Below are 16,183 nucleotides of genomic sequence, written 5' to 3'. Positions count from 1 at the left end.
TGGCCCCATGCGTACCGCCTTTGATCATCTGCCGCCCGCCAAGCAGCGCGAGCTCGATCACGTCGTGCGTATCCTGTTCGAGGAATTTGGTGACGCGACCGCGATCGCGACTTCGGACTGGAAGAAGCAGGCGCGTATTCTCAAGGTCATCCTGTACGGCAGCTATGCGCGCGGTGGCTGGGTTGATGAACCGCACACCGCCAAGGGCTACCAATCCGACTTCGATCTGCTCGTCATCGTCAACCACGAGAAGCTCACCGACCGCATCGAATTCTGGGCATCGGCCGAGGACAGGCTGAATCGCGAGCTTGCAATTACGAAGACGCTCAAGACCCCGGTCAACTTCATCGTCCACACGTTGCAGGAGGTGAATGCCGGGCTGTCCGAAGGGCGCTATTTCTTCATCGATATCGCGCGCGACGGGATCGCGCTCTACCAAAGCGACGAGAGCGAACTGCCCGAGCCCAAGCCCAAGACGCCTGCACAGGCGCTGGCGATGGCGCGCGAATATTTCGACGAGTGGCTTCCAGCTGCCGAAGGGCGCATCAAATTGGCGCGCTATGCGATCGAGCAGGGGTTGCCGAAGCACGCAGCGTTTGAATTCCATCAAGCGACGGAGAGCTTCTATCACTGCGTCTTGCTGGTCTGCAGCTTCTATACGCCACACGTTCACAACCTCGGCTTCCTGCGCACCCAGGCCGAGCGGATTGATCCGCGGCTGATCGAAGTCTGGCCGCGCGAGGTGAAGGCCGATCGCTCGCGGTTCGAAAAGCTCAAGGAAGCCTATGTGAAGGCGCGCTACTCGAAGCACTATCGCATCAGCGAGGAAGAGCTCGCATGGCTTGGCGAGCGCGTCGAAGCGCTCGGCCGGGTGGTTCAGATTATCTGCGAAGAACATATCGCCGCCCTCGAACGCAGCGCGGCGGCGTGAGCCGGCGCGCTGGGCGTTCGCCCGGCGCGGTGACAGGGGATTACTTCGCGGTCTTGCCTTCATTCGACGTAGCGCTCTTGGCGGTGCGTCCCTTCGAGCCCAAGCCGATCTTCTTCGCCATGGCACGGCGCGCTTGCGAATAGTTCGGCGCGACCATCGGATAATCGGGCTTGAGGTTATAGCGTTCGCGATACTCTTCAGGCGTCAGCCCATGCGTCGACAGATGCCGGCGCAGCGTCTTGTAAGGCTTGCCGTCGATCATCGAGATGATGTGATCCTTGGACGCAAGCGACTTGCGCACCGAGACCGCCGGAACATGGTCGCCGCTATCGTCGTCGTCGCTTTCCAAAGTGGTTGTGCCCGCTGAAAGGCCGCTCACCGTCGCGTGCATCTTCTGAAGAAAATCGGGTACTTCTTCGGCAGTCGCGCGCGTATTGGGATTACCGAGCCAGGCGACGGTCAGCTCGGTCGCAAATTCGAGCGGACTAAGCGTGGTTTCTTCGCTCATATATTTCCTCCGGATCGGATCTATTGAACGCTGGCCTGCGCGCTGCGACCAACATTGTCAAATACGCAGAGTTAATTGTTCGATGGCTCGCGAAATGCATTGGTGATCATTGCCGCGAGCGCTTCCTCAGCTTGCGCATGTGCGGCTTTGTTCGTCGCCAGAAGATCGCGCCGGATCCAGTCGGGCGCGATTGAGGATGGCGAGAATGGTCGCCTGCATGTCGTCGTCCATGGCCGGTCCTATGTGTCGGTTTCGTGGGCTTCGGCAACCGCGTCGAACCCGCGCTTGCCGCGCCGCCGCCAGAGCGTCAGCGCTTGCTCGCGTTGATCGCTGCGCAGCGTCGCGGCGCCGTGCAGCAACAATCCGAAGATCGCGGCGCGATCATCGTCGGTAAGTTCGACCAGCCCGGCCTTGGCGACTAGCCCGCCGAGCTCGATCAGCTGGCGCGTACGCTCGCGGCGCTTCACGACCCAGCCGCGCCGGTTACGACGCGCGAGAAGCAGCTGGCGCCGATGTACCGCCGCCAGTGTTCGCCGCAGTGCCGCCCGGCTTCGCGCGAGCGCCGCCGCGAGCCTTTGCGCCCCTTTGAAAGAAGGCAGCGCCGCTTTTGCGCCATTCCTCCCTGGTCACGAGGTCGCTTGCGGCGGCAGCGATCAGCGCGCCTGCCAGCTGTTCGATCGACAGCGCATCGGCGCCGGTCGCTGCGACCAGCTCGCCGAACTGGCGCTGCCTGGCGTCCTTGAGCTGTTTTGCCTTGTCGTCGAGTGCCTTTAGCTGCGAATCATAGTCGCGCGGTTTTCGCATGGAAATGTCCTCAATTGTGCGTTGAGGACATTCCAGTTATCGTTAGCATCGATAAGGCGCAACAAGCTGAAATCTCTTGACACTTCGCAGTCCCGAGATTGATGAAATCTTTCGAGGGCGCGCTTATACGTTGTCCCAACGTCGCTTGATTGGTGTATGTGGATTGCCGCCATGGCGATCTACCATTTCTCCGCAAAGATCATCTCGCGCGCCGCCGGATCATCGGCGCTTGCCGCTGCCGCCTATCGCTCGGCCTCGCGGCTGTACGATCACCGGCTCGATCGGCATCATGACTTTTCGAACAAGGCCGGCGTCGTTCACTCCGAAGTGCTGCTGCCCGACGGCACGCCCGAACATCTCGGGAATCGCGAAAAGCTTTGGAATGAAGTCGAAGCGGCCGAGAAGCGGATTGATGCGCAGCTCGCGCGCGAGATTGAGTTCGCGATCCCCCGTGAGATGAGCAAGGAGCAGGGTGTCGAGCTGGCGCGCGACTTTGTGACGCGCGAGTTTGTGGCACGCGGCATGGTCGCCGATCTCAATGTGCACTGGGATGTAGCCGAGGACGGCAGCCCGAAGCCGCACGCGCATGTGATGCTGACGACGCGCGAGGTAGGCGAGGGCGGGTTCGGCAAGAAGAACCGCGACTGGAACCGCACCGACTTGCTGGAAAAGTGGCGAGAGCGTTGGGCCGAGTACGTGAACGAGCGGTTGGCTGAGCTCGATATCGACGCGCGGATCGATCATCGGACCTTGGAAGCGCAGGGGATCGATCTCGAACCGCAGAACAAGATCGGCCCGGCGGCCTGGCGCATGGTGGCGCAGGGACTGGAGTCCGAGCGGCTCGAAGAGCATCACGCGATCGCGCGCGCCAATGGCGAGAAGCTGCTCGCGCATCCCGATATCGCGCTCGATGCTATCACGCATGGGCAGGCGACGTTTACCACCCGCGATCTCGCCATGTTCGTGCACCGTCACAGCGAGGGGAAAGGCCAGTTCGACCAAGTGATGGCGGCGGTGCGTGCATCTCGCGAGCTGGTCAATCTTGGCAAGGACGGGCGCGGCGAGGATCGTTTCACCAGCCGCGACATGCTGGCGACCGAGCAGCGGCTTGAGCGCGCCACTGCGCGGTTGGAAGCGCGCCGCGCCCATGTGCTGCATAAACAGCATCGCAAGCTCGCGCTCACCCGCGCTGAAATGCGTGGGCTGGTGCTGTCCGCCGAGCAGCGCAGCGCGTTCGATCATGTGACGAACGCCAAGGGTATCGGTGTCGTGATCGGCTATGCCGGTACCGGCAAATCGGCGATGCTGGGCGTTGCGCGCGCCGCATGGGAAAGCGCTGGCTATGAAGTGCAAGGTATCGCGCTGTCCGGTATCGCCGCCGAGAACCTCGAAAGTGGTTCAGGTATAGCCTCGCGCACGATCGCCAGCCTCGAACATCAATGGGCGCAGGATCGCGAGCTGCTCTCGTCAAACCATTTGCTGGTGATCGATGAAGCAGGCATGATCGGCACGCGGCAAATGGAACGCGTGATTGCCGAAGCCGAGAAGCGCGGCGCCAAGGTCGTGCTGGTTGGCGATCCTGAACAGTTGCAGGCGATCGAGGCGGGCGCTGCGTTCCGGTCGATCGCCGAGCGGCATGGCGGGATCGAGATCACCGAGGTGCGCCGCCAGCGCGAGGACTGGCAGCGCGATGCCACGTGCCAGCTGGCTACCGGGCGCACCGGCGAGGCGCTTGCCGCCTACGAAGAACGCGGCGCGCTGCATGTCGCGCAGACGCGCGAGGTCGCGCGGGAGAATCTGATCGATCGCTGGGACCGCAATCGCGCTGCAGCGCCCAAAGCCAGCCGCATCATTCTCACCCACACCAACGCTGAAGTGGAGGCGCTCAACGAAGCAGCGCGCGAGCGGTTGAAGGGGCGCGGCGTGCTTGGAGAGGAAGTTGCGCTGCGCGCCGAGCGCGGCAAGCGGATGTTCGCATCCGGCGACCGGGTGATGTTCCTCAAGAACGAGCGCGGTCTTGGCGTGAAGAACGGATCGCTCGGTTCGGTTCGCAGTGTCACGCCTGCGCGCATGTCGGTGCTGCTCGACGAGGGGCGGGCGGTGGCGTTCGATCTCAAAGACTATGCCCATCTCGATCACGGCTACGCCGCCACGATACACAAGGCACAGGGGATGACGGTCGACCGGGTGCATGTGCTCGCAACGCCGGGGCTGGATCGGCACGCTGCCTATGTCGCGCTGTCACGGCAGCGTGATGGCGTCGATCTTCATTATGGCCGCGATGACTTTGCCGATCATGGTAGGCTGGTTCGTGCGCTTTCACGCGAGCGCGGCAAGGATATGGCCGCCGATTATGCACCGACCAGGGCAGCGCCGGTGCGCGGTCGGTTCGACGGGCTCAAGTTCACGGTGCCGGTTACGGAAGAACCGTGGCGTAATCCGCTCGAACAGGCGGTGGAGCGCGTTGCGCGCGCGGTGCGCGATATCATGCGCATGCGAACGCTGGGCTTGGCCGAATTGCCCGAGCAGAAGACCGCGCTCGACAAGGCGGCGGAGCGGTTAAACACGCTGCAGCCCGGAAGCAGTCGTGATCTGCATGCGGCGTTTGAGGCCGATCAAGCACTGATCGAGGAATCAGCAAACGGGCGGCCGCAGCGCGCGGTCCGCATGATGACGATGGAAGCCGAGCTGCGCGCCGATATGCCCAAGCGTGCGGATCAGTTTGTGGCCCGCTGGAATATGCTGCGCGAACAATCCGAACGCGCTTATGTGGCAGGCGATATGGAAGGGCGGCAGGCGATCCAGAACGGCATGGCCGACATGGCCAAAAGCCTTGAACGCGATCCGCAGCTGGAATCGATCCTGGCGACACGCAAGGTCGAGCTGGGGATCATGTTCGACAGCGGGCGCCGGCTCGGGCCCGAGCTTGCGTTCAACCACGGGATCGATCTTGGACGGGGCAGGGGGCTTGGGCGCTAAATGCCGCTTGTCCGCTATGTTCGACGATCCGGAAAGGCTCCTTTGGAGAACGAAATGGCGGTAAGCTGCCGTTCCAGAGGCTCCACGCCAGAGTCAGCTCTCAACTGGTCTGAGCCCGAAGTTTCTACCAGCTACGAGAAGAGCCTCGGGCCGTTTTGATGCCTATTGCTGGGCGTTATGGCAACAACCGACTTGGGGGCATGCGCTCGCGCGCCTTCGCATCGTCGGGCCGGCGACTGACGTAACGCACCATGGGCCGGTCCACGACCAGCACCGTGCAGGCACGGCGCTGGCTCACCTCGAAGACCTCCTGAAGATGAGCCACCGCCTGCTGCCTGGCACCGGCGCTAGAATTTTTTTGCGCTGATCTCCTTGAGCATGGCGTTGTCGAGCATCGAATCCGCCAGCAGCTTCTTCAGCCGCGCGTTCTCCTGCTCCAGCTGAGGCAGCCGACGGGCATCGGACACCTCCAGCCCTCCATACTTCGACTTCCATTTGTAGAAGGTCGCCGAACTGATCCCGTGACGACGGCACACGTCCGCCGTCGGCATCCCAGCTTCCTGCTCCTTCAAAACAGCGATGATCTGCTCCTCGCTGAACCTGCTTCGCTTCATTCTCGTCCGACTCCTTTGGGTCGGACTCTACCAAAAACCAGTCACATTCCAGGGGAGCACGTCACAGTCTGCATTGACATGGGCTGAGCATAGCCCGTCAGCAAAGGACTTTTTTGCGCGCATTGCGCTGAAGGATTTCGCGCACAAGGATCAGCGCGAATTCATGGAAACCGTTCGCGAGATCCTGACCGAACGTCCGGACGAGGCCATCGACGACGAGCGATTGTGGCGCTTTCTGAGGGTCTTTCGCATCCTGCATTTTGACTTTCAGAATGAAGAATCGTCACGCAATGTGGAGAATGCTGTTGAGCGCATTCGCTCAGCGTTGCCTCCAGACGACGATTTGGGATCATCTGATAACGCGGGCCGGTGAGACAGGTCCAACCGCAGGCGGTGATTCACTTGCGACCCTGTTGGCGAGCTTGAAAGCGAAGTCACTGCCGCAGCTGTCCGGTGGAACGCTGTGGCAGGATGTTCAAAAGGTTGATCGCCAGTCAAAACGGGCGTTGGCTGCGATCACTCGCGCGTGATATGCGGCGCGAGGTCGGGGCTGTCGGCGTTTTCGGTCCAGATCACGACCTCATTGTTCCATGGGTCGCGGAAGGCATCGGTCAGCCCGCCAAAGCAGGTGAAAATATGGTTGCGCCACAATATCGTGGCGCCGCGCTTTTCGGCCTCGGCGATGATGCGATCGTGGCTGTCGTCGGGGCTGACCTCCACCCAGATGCGCGCGCGTCGGCCTTCGCTGGCTAGGGTGCGCGGCTCGACGCCGTTGGTTTCGGGATGGGGGCGGGCGTTGGCCGCGTCGAAGATGCCCATGTGCAGATGGCGGATCTCGCTATCCTTGCCATCGCTGCCAGTGAAGAAGCCGCCCGGCAGCATGCGGTGATACAGGCCTTCCATCTGTCGGTCATGCTTCCAGCCCAGTACGGTATCGTAGAAATCGCCGGTGGCCGACACATCGGTGCTGGCGAAGTCGACATAGGCTAGGAAATTTGGACGCTTCATCATGGGCTCCGGTCAATTCTGTCGGGAGTGTCGGGGTAGGGAAGGGCAGTTCAGGCCTCGGCCGCTTCCAGCGCAGAGCGGTAACGTTTCAATAGCCAGCCGTTCATCTGCGGGATCGTCGTTTCCAGCCAGGACAGCACGCCCGGAGGAGTAAAGCGCGACTGGTGCCCGCGCTGCAGCGCCTCTTGCGTGACGAGATCCTCCTGCACGATGGCGGTCAGCGCTTTCGCCTGTGCCGCACTGATATCGGCAAAGCGGGGGTGCTCGGCGGCATCCTTCTGATAAAGCGAGAAGGTGAGCAGCTCCATCGTCCCTGCTGAACCGGGCAGCGCAATGGTGACAAGCACCGATCCCGGTTCGAACAGGAGGAACAGCATCGGAAGGACCGAGATGAAGAGAATGCGGTTCTGCTCGTCGGGGGCAAGGCCCTTGATCTGGGGCAGTTCCTCGCTTCCGTCGGCGGTGAACAGTTCGGCATCGGCGGAAAAGCCGGTGGTGGTGTAGATCGCTCCATCATCGGGCGTGCAGTCGTAAAAGCGCGAGAGATGCGCCGGCGCCGGATTGTGCGAGTTCCGATGCACGACATCGGTGTGATAGGGTTCGAGCGAGTTTTCCTGATAGATCTTCCAGTTCGACGCGATGGTGCCCGACGACACCGTCGGCGTCGGGACCAGTTGCTCCAGGTGAAAATTCGCGATCAGCTCGCCCATCTTGCCAAGCTGGCCTTCCAGCGGCGTGGCGTCGGGATCGAAATTGATGAAGATCAGCCCGTGGAACACCGTATGCCGGATCCTTGGAAGGCGGATACGGTCACGCAGTTCGGCGATGGAGGCGGTCTTCGACATGCCGGGCGCCGCCATCAGGCTGCCGTCCAGCTTGTAGCTCCACGCGTGATAGGGGCACACCAGCAGTTTCGAGCGTGCGCAGCGGCCCTTGTCGTCGGCCGGGTCCAGCCCGTCGCGCAGCGGATGGCCGCGATGCTGGCAAATGGCCGACAGGACATGGATCTCGCCCTTGTCATCGCGCGAGACGATCAGCGGTTCTTCGACCACCGTCATCATGAAATGAGTGTTGGGTTCGGGCAGCTGGTTCACATGGCCCACGCACAGCCATTCGCGTTCAAACAGGGCCCAGCGCTCGAACCGCCAGAAATCCTCGCCGGTATAGGCTTCGGCCGGGAAAATCTCGGCGGTGGCAAAATCTTCGCCGACCTTCGACGATCCTTCGATTACGCGCCGCGCTGCGGCGAATGCCTGTGCGTCAAGTCTGTGATCGGCCATGCTGTGCGGCGCCCCTTCCTGTCATCGTTCCAAGCGATTGCTGATGCTGGAACAACTAGAGGCCGGGGCGTCGGCGCGTGTAGCCGTATCGTCGATATGCCCGTCATAGGTGACGGCTATTGCGGGGTGCGCGCGTCGATTTCCGCGATGATGGCTTCGACCAGAAGCTGGCTGGCCCGATCCTGCAGGTCGGATCGCCAGAACAGGTTGATGGCAAGGCGTGGGATCATCGACCGGCCCAGGATCGGCACGATATCGGTGCCCAGCGCATCGGCGGCGGGTTCGGGCAACATGCCGATTCCCACGCCAAGCCCGATCAGCCAGGCCGCGTCATGCACCGTATTGGCAAAGCCCACCACGCGCCCGCCCAGATCGTGACGTTCGCGAAACGCGCGCAGGGCCGCCGGTTCGCCCGCGCTATAGGCGACGAAGGCCTCATCCGACAAGTCGGCCGGGTCTTCCACGATGCGCGAGGCGAGCGGATGCGACTTGGCGCAATAGATCTGGATATTCTCATAGGTCAGCACGGTGCGCTGCAAGGCGGGATGCTGGATATCGTCGAAGCCGACGCCGATGGCGAGATTTCCCTCCAGCAGGCCTTGCGATATATCCTCCCACGGCGCGGTTTCGACCATCAGCTCGACATTGGGATATTCGGCGCGAAACGCCAGCAGCCCGGCATCGAGCGAGGCCGAGGCGACATGCGAGATCGTCTTGACCAGCACCGAGCCGCCGACCGCGCCGGTCAGTTCACGCGCGGTGGTCGGCATCTCGTCGATCCGCGCCAGAATTTGCTCGCACACCTCGGCGAATGCCTCGCCCACCGCGGTCAGCTGGATACCGCGGGGCGAGCGGATGACCAGCTGGGCCCCGACGTGATCCTCAAGCTTGCGCAGCGCCGCGCTCACGCTCGGCTGGCTGAGGTTGAGGCTGGTGGCGGCCGCGCCGATGCCGCCCTGCCGCGCAATCTGCGTGAAATATTTCAGCAGGTTCCAGTCCAGATTGCGGGCAAAGCGGTCAAGCGCGCTCATCGCGGGGTTCTCCATTGCACCTCATAACTCACGGCTATGTCACTCATCGGCAGTCTGCGCCTATACGCATTGCCGTGCGCCTAGCAGTCTTTGGCTTCGGAAATCGAGCCTTCGCGGTAATTTTCTTGCGCATGAGGATAATCATTTGACAGATCGTTTGCCGACCCTTTTCGTGCCGCATGGTGGCGGGCCATGTTTTTTCATGGACTGGGGGCCGGGTTTCCCGGCCGACATGTGGGATTCGATGGCATCGTTTCTGCGTTCGGTCGCTGATGGTGTCGGGCGCAAACCCAAGGCGGTAGTGGTCATCTCAGGGCATTGGGAAACCGAAAGTCCGACAGTGATGTCAGTCGAAAAGAACACGCTGCTCTACGATTATTTCGGTTTTCCCAAGCACACTTACGAGCTGGAATATCCTGCGGCCGGCTCTCCCAAAGTCGCCGCGCGGGTGCAGGAATTGCTGACCGGCGCGGGCTTTGCCTGCAATCTTGAAAAAGAGCGCGGGCTCGACCACGGGGTCTTCGTCCCGTTCCTGCTGATCTATCCCGATGCCGATGTGCCCATGCTGCAACTCTCGCTTCCGCGCGGGGTGGACGTGGCCGATCTTGCGGCGATAGGCAAGGCACTGGCGCCGCTGCGCGACGAGGACGTACTGATCGTGGGCAGCGGTATGAGCTATCACAATATTCCCGGCATTCTGGGACGCATTCCGGGGCAGGCCGAACCCTCGGCTGCTTTCGATGCATGGCTGGGTTCGGCGATGGAAATCGAGGACGAGGCCGAACGGCTGCACGCGCTGGAAGGCTGGCGCAATGCGCCTTTTGCCAGCACCTGCCATCCCACGCCCGAACATCTGCTGCCGCTGTTCATCGTGGCCGGCGCGGGTGGGGGCGATCGCGCCGCGCGGGTCTATAACGCCAAGACTCTGGGCAATCCGCAATCGGCTTTCTGCTTTGGCGAAGGGGCCGGGCGCTGGGATCGGGCGAATGCGGGCAGCGGGGAGCTTGCCGCAAGACTTCATCCGTGAACCGCTGTTACAGCGCGCGACTTGCCAATTGCCGGTCCGCTTGTCCAGCCCCCGGTCCGGTTCGAATTTTCAACAGGAAGTGACGATGTCCAATATTGCCTGGCCCGAAGCGATCGACGCGGGCGCAATTCACGCGGCGCGCGAAGCGCTGTTTCGCCCGATCGAACAGGCCAGGGGCCTGCCGGGCGCATTTTATGGCGAGGCATTTTACGAGCTGGAAAAGAAGGCCCTGTTTCCGGGCAGCTGGAGCATCGTGGCGGTCGGGGCGGCGATCCCCGATCCGGGCGATGTGCTGCCGCTTGATTTCGTCGGCTTTCCGATCATCCTCGTGCGCGGCAAGGACGGCGCGATCAAGGCGTTCCACAATATCTGCCGCCACCGCGCGATGAGGCTGGTCAGCGAACCGTGCAAGGGGATGAGCCGGATGCGCTGTCCCTGGCACAGTTGGGCCTATGACCTGGAAGGCAATCTGCTAGCCATGCCCGAACTGGGCGGCCCCAAGACCAGTCGGGTCGACGGTTTCAAAAAGGCCGAACTGGGGCTGAAACCTATCCCGGTCGGTCGTTGGCTCGATTATGTGTTCATCAATCTTAACGGGCAGGCCCAACCGTTCGAGGAATATATCGCGCCGCTCGAACAGGCGATGGCGCGTTTCGATTTCGGCAATTTGCGCCATGGCGGCCGGGTCGACAAATATTACGAGGGCAACTGGAAGCTCGCCACCGAGGGCGGGATCGAGGATTACCACCTGCCCTTCGGCCATCCGCAACTGGGCGCGCAGAACTTTCGCAATTCCACGCCCTTCATCCACGCCGGCACATATGCGGGCGGCATTGTCGACCTGTCCGGCGGCGAAGCAGGTGTCGGCGAGGCGGGCGATGACGATGGCGAGAGTGAGGGCCTCGTGCTCAAGACCGGCGATGGCCGCCCGGTCAGCGAGATGGTCGTCTTCAACGTCTATCCCACGGGCACGGTGCTGGTGTCGCCCGATCATCTGATGCTGGGTCTGCTGATGCCGGAAAGCGCATCGCGCACCCGGCTTGAGCTGCATCTTTACTATGACGGCGACATGGCCACCGATCCGGCGCTGGAAGAGGCCCGCGCCGGCGTGATGGACACCTGGCTGAGTGTCGTTCCGCAGGACTATCCCTTCGTCGAAGGCACGCAGGCCACCATTGACGCACGCGACGCCGCCGGGGTCGATACGCGCTTCTCGCCCTATTGGGAGGTCGCAGTCCATGAATTCCAGAAGATGGTGATCGAAAGCATAGAAAAAACAATGGGAACCTGAGGGCTATACACTCCAATAATGCAAACAGAGTGAGGGCGGGCATGGTGAATCGAATTCCGGTATTCTTGGGTGTGACGGGCAGGGCGATGGTCGGTATACCACTGCGTACGGCCCTGGTTTTGGGCGTGGCGCTCTCGGCGCCGGCGGCGATGGCGCAAGAGGCCGACGAGCCTGCGGCCAGCACCGATGGGCGCCTGCCCGACCTGGTCGTCACCGCGCAGCGGCGCGATGAAAACCTGCAGGACGTGCCGATCGCGATCGCCGCCTTCAGCGCCGACGACCTGGAGAGCGCCGGCATCGACGATCTGTCCGACATCGGCACCGTCGTGCCGGGGCTCGTTTTCTCGAACGTGGTGGGATATTCGCAGCCCTATATTCGGGGCGTGGGTACCAATGCCACCGGGCCGGGCTTTGAAAACCCGATCGCCACCTATGTTGATGGGGTATATTACGCGGCGCAGGCGGGTGGCCTCTTGTCGCTCAACAATATTGCCGCGATCGAGGTAGACAAGGGGCCGCAGGGCACGCTGTTCGGGCGTAATGCCACCGGCGGCGCGATCCAGGTCCGCACCTTGGACCCCGACTATGATTTCGGCGGCAAGGCGTCGATCGGCTATGGCAATTACGACACGGTGACGGCGCAGGCCTATATGACCGGCGGCGTGGCTTCGAACGTGGCGGCCAATCTGGCGGTGGGCTATTCGCGGCAGGGCGATGGCTATGGTACCAACCTGGCCAATGGCAAGGACGTCGACCGCACCAAAAACCTGGCTATTCGCGGCAAGATCCTGTGGGAGCCGACCGTGGATTCCAGCCTGTTGCTGGCCGCCGACTATGTCGAGACCGACGGCATTCCCACGCTTGCGCCCGCGCCGGGTTCCATCCCGCAGTTCAATCCCCCGGTGGCGAGCGATCCGCGCGACGTCTACGGCGATCCGCAGCCCTATCTGCATGCCTCGCAGTGGGGCGTGTCGGCCACACTCGAACAGGATTTCGACAGCGTTTCGTTCAAGAGCATCAGCGCCTTTCGCGAGACCGACTACGATTCCCTGTTCGACAGCACGCTCACGGCCGAGCCGGGGACGACCTTCTTCATCACCGGCAAGGAACCGCATCGGCAGTTCTCGCAGGAATTCCAGCTGGGATCGATCGATCCGGGGCCGCTCAACTGGGTGATTGGTGCCTATTACTTTTGGGAACGCGCCGGTTATCTGAACCAGACGACCATTGGCGGAGAATCCTTCGCGCTTTACGGCCTGCCTTCGGGCATTTTGCAGGCACCGGACCGCGTTACGAAATCGGGCGCATTGTTCGGGCAGGGCACTTATGAAACCGATGGCGGCCTGTCGCTGACGGCGGGGCTGCGCTATTCGATCGAACAGCGCAAGATCCACTTCGTGGAAACGCTGCCCGATTTCGGCTTCGATTCGGTCGACGTGACCGAGGCGAAGACGTTCCGCAACCTGTCGTGGCGTTTTGCCGTTTCGCAAAAGCTGAACCCCGACGTGATGGCCTATGCATCCTATAACCGGGGGTACAAGAGCGGAACTTTCAACAATGCCGATCCCACGCTCTATCCGCTCTATATCGAACCCGAACGGCTTGACGCGTTCGAAGTGGGAGTGAAAAGCGAATTGCTCGACCGGCAATTGCGGCTGAACGTGGCGGGTTTCCTGTATAAATACGACAAGATGCAGACCACGACCTACCCCGACGGCAGCCTGGTCATCATCAATGGCGGCAAGGCAACGCTTTATGGCATCGATGCCGAGCTGGAATGGGCGATGACCCGCGAATTCAGCGTGACCGGCGGGCTTGAAGCGCTGCACAGCCAGTATGACGATTTCCCCGATGCGCCGATCTCGGTCCCGGTTGGGCTGCCCGATGGGGGCACCACCTATACCACGCTTGAGGATGGGGCGAAGGGCAATCGGCTGGCCAAGGCGCCGCCGTTCACGGCCTTTGCATCGTTCAACTACTCGCGCGAAATCGGTGCCATCAAGCTCGATGCCAACGTCACCTACAGCTATAACGATGGCTGGTTCGCCGAGCCGGACAACCGGCTCAAGCAAGAGGCCTATAGCCTGATCAACGCATCGCTGCGCCTGGGCCAGATCGACGATGGGCTCAGCATCAAGTTCTGGGGGCAGAACCTGCTCGACAAGGACTATGCCGCCACGCTCGCATCGCAGACCAATGGCGATTACATCCAATATGCGGCGCCAAGGACCTATGGCGTGACCTTGGGCGCCGAATTCTGATGGCGACAGGGGCAGGCCGAAGCGAGGCGATGGCAACGGATCTGCCGCAGCCCAGCGCGTCTGGCGGCGCGGGGCTGGTGGTGGCCGCCACCGTCGGAAACATGTTGAGTGTTACGCCCAGCATCATTTCCACCTTTGGCCTGTTCCTGGTGCCAATCGCCACCGAATTCGGCTGGCCGCGATCGGTGGTCAGCGGGGCGCTGGCCATCGTTTTGCTGGGCAATGCGCTCGGGTCGGCCCCCGCTGGACGGCTGGCCGACCGGTTCGGGGCGCGGCGGATCATTCTTGCCGGCAATGTTCTCCTGGCGGTCGCGATCGGCCTTCTGGCCTTCACCGGCGCCAGCCACGGTCTGTTCTACCTGCAATTCCTGCTGGTCGGCGTGATCGGCGCCCTTGCCAGCAACATGGTGATCGCCAAGTTGCTGGCCGATGCGTTCGACAAGCGGCGCGGCCTGTTGATCGGTATCGCGGGCGGCATCGGCAATGGGGTGGGATCGGCGGTCCTGCCCGCGCTGGTTGCGGTGATGCTGATTACCCACAGCTGGCGAGAAGCGTATTTGGGCCTTGGACTCGTCACTTTCGCCGTAGGTTTCCCGATCCTGTATTTCCTTATCCGCACGCCGGCCGTAGAAAAGGCCGAACAGCAAGGCATTCCGGCAGAGGGGATGACGCTGGGCGAAGCGGTTCGAACGCCGATGTTTTGGCTTCTGGTCACCTCGGTGCCGCTGGGCGGGGGTTGCCTGCAGGCGCTGTTCGCCACGATCGAACCGTTTCTGGTGGATCGCGGCCTGTCGATCGGGGCGGGGACGACGGTGTTGGTCCTGTTCGCGCTGACTTGCGCCATATGGGAGCCGACTGTCGGCATGCTGCTCGACCGAACGCGCAGGCCGCTGATTCTGGCGCCGTGCTATCTGACCGGGGCGATCGGGCTTTTGCTTCTGATCCTCGGCGATCAGATGGCGCTGTTGATGCTGGCGGGCGTGCTGCTGGGCATCGCGCTTGGCGCCGAATTCAGCGCGGTGACTTTCTTGCTTTCACGCTATTTCGGCCGCCATGCACTGGGCGCGATATCGGGCACGATCTTCGGGATTGCCCTTCTGGTGTCGGCGGCGGCGGCGGTGCTGCTCAACATCTGTTATGACCTGACCGGAAGCTATCTTGCCGGATTGCTGGCGATCGTTCCCTTGCTGGCATGGAACGGCATCGCCATCCTCGCCCTGCCGCATTACCGGTTCATGGGGCCGGTGGAATAGCGGACGGGGCGAAAGGCTGGGCGTCGGCGTTCCGGGCTGGGTGCCGGAGCCGACGCCTAGCCTGCGCTTAACGGTTGGTAGCCTGGTCGGCATCCCAGCCCAGCGCTTCCATCATGATGTGGAACAACTGGGTGCTGGCAGATAGCCGCGCACCTTGTCCGATCCTGCACCAATGGTCAGCGCGGGCACTTCCTCGGCCGTGTGGCTATGGTTCAACAGCACATTGTCTAGCCGGATGAGATTCTCGTCCTCGTTGCCGCCGGCGGCCTTCCACGCATCGTAAACGGCCAGAAGCGGGCTGCCGCGCCGGCCGCCATCGACCTGTAAGCCGAAGGAATGGTCGGCGGTGAAGAGCAGAAGCGTGTCCGACAGGTCGACCCGCTGTTCGACTTTGGCGATCAGCGCATCGAAATCGGCCACATGCTGCAGCCCGTCTTTCGGATCGTCGGTGTGCGCATCCCATTCAACCATCAGCATGTAGCGATCGTCCGACGCCTGCAGGATGTCGAGCGCGCGCGAGGTGGCGGCATGCACGTCCATGTCGTCGCCCAGGACGATGGGGCGCAGAGTCGTGGCGGGCACATCAGCAAGCTTTGCATAGACGGGGCGATCATGCGCCTTGGCCAGCGCATCGAAGCCGGTGCCCATATCAGCAGCGCCATCGCCACCCGATACGATCAACTGGCCAACAGTTTCCTAGGAATAGTCCATCTCGCCGCCGCTAGATACTGGCTCAAATTTGTCCGCGCCGCCTAGGACAAAGCAGTGTGCTATCCGGTGCGCACCGGGTGCAGCGGTCACACTACCGATGTGCAGAGAACATTGGACTTGTAACGGTTTTGCGCCGGTCACTTGAGAGCATATTGCTCGTTCAAGGAGACCGACGAGATGATCAAGCATGGTGAAGAGTTTAAGCGGGAGGCGGTGCGCATTGCGCTGACCAGTGGGTTGCCGCGCGAGCGGGTTGCGTCAGATTTGGGGATCGGCAAATCGACGCTGAACAAATGGGTGTCGCATTATCGTCCTTCTGACCTTGTGGCAGCGCCGCAGGCAGATCTAGCTCGAGAGAATGAGCGGCTTCGCCTTGAGAACCGTGTGCTCCGGGAGGAGAGGGAGGTACTAAAAAAGGCAACTCAGTTCTTCGCGAGCCAAAGGCCGTGAGGTTCGCCTTTGTGCACAGTTGGCGGCACCGCTGG

At 62.1% G+C, this 16,183-nt stretch carries 14 protein-coding genes and 2 pseudogenes; 8 read left to right on the top strand and 8 right to left on the bottom strand.

Going from position 1 to position 16,183, the window contains the following annotated elements; genetic code table 11:
- Positions 1 to 7: 7 nt before the first annotated feature.
- On the top strand, positions 8 to 931 hold the full coding sequence (locus KY084_RS15705) for a HEPN domain-containing protein (protein ID WP_219239375.1): 924 nt from the start codon (positions 8 to 10) through the stop codon (positions 929 to 931).
- Between the two features lie 40 nt (positions 932 to 971).
- Here the strand turns inward: KY084_RS15705 and KY084_RS15700 are convergent, their stop codons facing one another.
- The 3 genes from KY084_RS15700 to traD all read right to left on the bottom strand — a co-directional run bounded on the left by KY084_RS15700 (position 972) and on the right by traD (position 2,243).
- Positions 972 to 1,439, bottom strand: coding sequence for a Ros/MucR family transcriptional regulator (locus tag KY084_RS15700; protein ID WP_219239374.1), 468 nt, complete (start codon positions 1,437 to 1,439; stop codon positions 972 to 974).
- 239 nt (positions 1,440 to 1,678) lie between these two features.
- On the bottom strand, positions 1,679 to 1,906 hold the full coding sequence (locus tag KY084_RS15695; protein WP_219239373.1) for a conjugal transfer protein TraD: 228 nt from the start codon (positions 1,904 to 1,906) through the stop codon (positions 1,679 to 1,681).
- Positions 1,907 to 1,922: 16 nt separating this feature from the next.
- Positions 1,923 to 2,243, bottom strand: a complete 321-nt coding sequence (gene traD, locus KY084_RS15690; RefSeq protein WP_219239372.1) for a conjugal transfer protein TraD — start codon at positions 2,241 to 2,243, stop codon at positions 1,923 to 1,925.
- A 171-nt stretch (positions 2,244 to 2,414) separates the two neighbouring features.
- Here traD and traA point away from each other — a divergent pair, with 171 nt between their 5' ends.
- The gene (traA, locus tag KY084_RS15685) at positions 2,415 to 5,222 is read left to right on the top strand and encodes a Ti-type conjugative transfer relaxase TraA (RefSeq protein WP_219239418.1); all 2,808 of its coding nucleotides are present in this window, start codon (positions 2,415 to 2,417) and stop codon (positions 5,220 to 5,222) included.
- Between the two features lie 199 nt (positions 5,223 to 5,421).
- Here the strand turns inward: traA and KY084_RS16510 are convergent.
- Positions 5,422 to 5,836: pseudogene (locus tag KY084_RS16510) on the bottom strand (transposase); the annotation flags it as partial.
- Positions 5,837 to 5,909: 73 nt separating this feature from the next.
- Between KY084_RS16510 and KY084_RS15675 the strand changes: the two are divergent.
- Positions 5,910 to 6,209, top strand: a complete 300-nt coding sequence (locus KY084_RS15675) for a hypothetical protein (RefSeq protein ID WP_219239416.1) — start codon at positions 5,910 to 5,912, stop codon at positions 6,207 to 6,209.
- Positions 6,210 to 6,352: 143 nt separating this feature from the next.
- Here KY084_RS15675 and KY084_RS15670 read toward each other — a convergent pair whose 3' ends face one another.
- The 3 genes from KY084_RS15670 to KY084_RS15660 form a co-directional block, all read right to left on the bottom strand.
- Positions 6,353 to 6,847 (bottom strand): VOC family protein, encoded by a 495-nt coding sequence (locus KY084_RS15670; RefSeq protein ID WP_246587284.1) that lies wholly within the window; start codon positions 6,845 to 6,847, stop codon positions 6,353 to 6,355.
- A 47-nt stretch (positions 6,848 to 6,894) separates the two neighbouring features.
- Positions 6,895 to 8,124: an aromatic ring-hydroxylating oxygenase subunit alpha gene (locus KY084_RS15665; protein WP_219239415.1), complete on the bottom strand. Its 1,230-nt coding sequence runs from the start codon at positions 8,122 to 8,124 to the stop codon at positions 6,895 to 6,897.
- Positions 8,125 to 8,240: 116 nt separating this feature from the next.
- Positions 8,241 to 9,155: a LysR family transcriptional regulator gene (locus tag KY084_RS15660; protein WP_219239414.1), complete on the bottom strand. Its 915-nt coding sequence runs from the start codon at positions 9,153 to 9,155 to the stop codon at positions 8,241 to 8,243.
- Between the two features lie 145 nt (positions 9,156 to 9,300).
- Here KY084_RS15660 and KY084_RS15655 point away from each other — a divergent pair, with 145 nt between their 5' ends.
- From KY084_RS15655 to KY084_RS15640, 4 genes are all read left to right on the top strand, one after another.
- Complete coding sequence (locus KY084_RS15655; RefSeq protein ID WP_246587283.1) at positions 9,301 to 10,182, top strand: DODA-type extradiol aromatic ring-opening family dioxygenase; 882 nt, start codon at positions 9,301 to 9,303, stop codon at positions 10,180 to 10,182.
- A gap of 85 nt (positions 10,183 to 10,267) precedes the next feature.
- Entirely contained in the window at positions 10,268 to 11,473 is a 1,206-nt protein-coding gene (locus KY084_RS15650; protein WP_219239412.1) for an aromatic ring-hydroxylating oxygenase subunit alpha, read from the top strand.
- Positions 11,474 to 11,514: 41 nt separating this feature from the next.
- Positions 11,515 to 13,734, top strand: coding sequence for a TonB-dependent receptor (locus tag KY084_RS15645; RefSeq protein ID WP_219239411.1), 2,220 nt, complete (start codon positions 11,515 to 11,517; stop codon positions 13,732 to 13,734).
- Positions 13,735 to 13,763: 29 nt separating this feature from the next.
- The gene (locus KY084_RS15640) at positions 13,764 to 14,987 is read left to right on the top strand and encodes an MFS transporter (RefSeq protein WP_219239410.1); all 1,224 of its coding nucleotides are present in this window, start codon (positions 13,764 to 13,766) and stop codon (positions 14,985 to 14,987) included.
- Between the two features lie 111 nt (positions 14,988 to 15,098).
- On the opposite strand, the gene KY084_RS15635 is transcribed toward KY084_RS15640, so the two are convergent.
- The gene (locus KY084_RS15635) at positions 15,099 to 15,668 is read right to left on the bottom strand and encodes an alkaline phosphatase family protein (protein ID WP_219239409.1); all 570 of its coding nucleotides are present in this window, start codon (positions 15,666 to 15,668) and stop codon (positions 15,099 to 15,101) included.
- Positions 15,669 to 15,875: 207 nt separating this feature from the next.
- On the opposite strand from KY084_RS15635, the pseudogene KY084_RS15630 reads away from it, so the two are divergent.
- A pseudogene (locus KY084_RS15630) lies at positions 15,876 to 16,183 on the top strand (transposase); the annotation flags it as partial.

It is taken from the genome of Stakelama flava (genome assembly GCF_019351405.1).
Lineage (GTDB): Bacteria > Pseudomonadota > Alphaproteobacteria > Sphingomonadales > Sphingomonadaceae > Sphingomonas > Sphingomonas flava_A.
The sequence above is the reverse complement of the archived record's forward strand: the minus strand, read 5'-3'. Positions and strand labels throughout refer to the sequence as shown.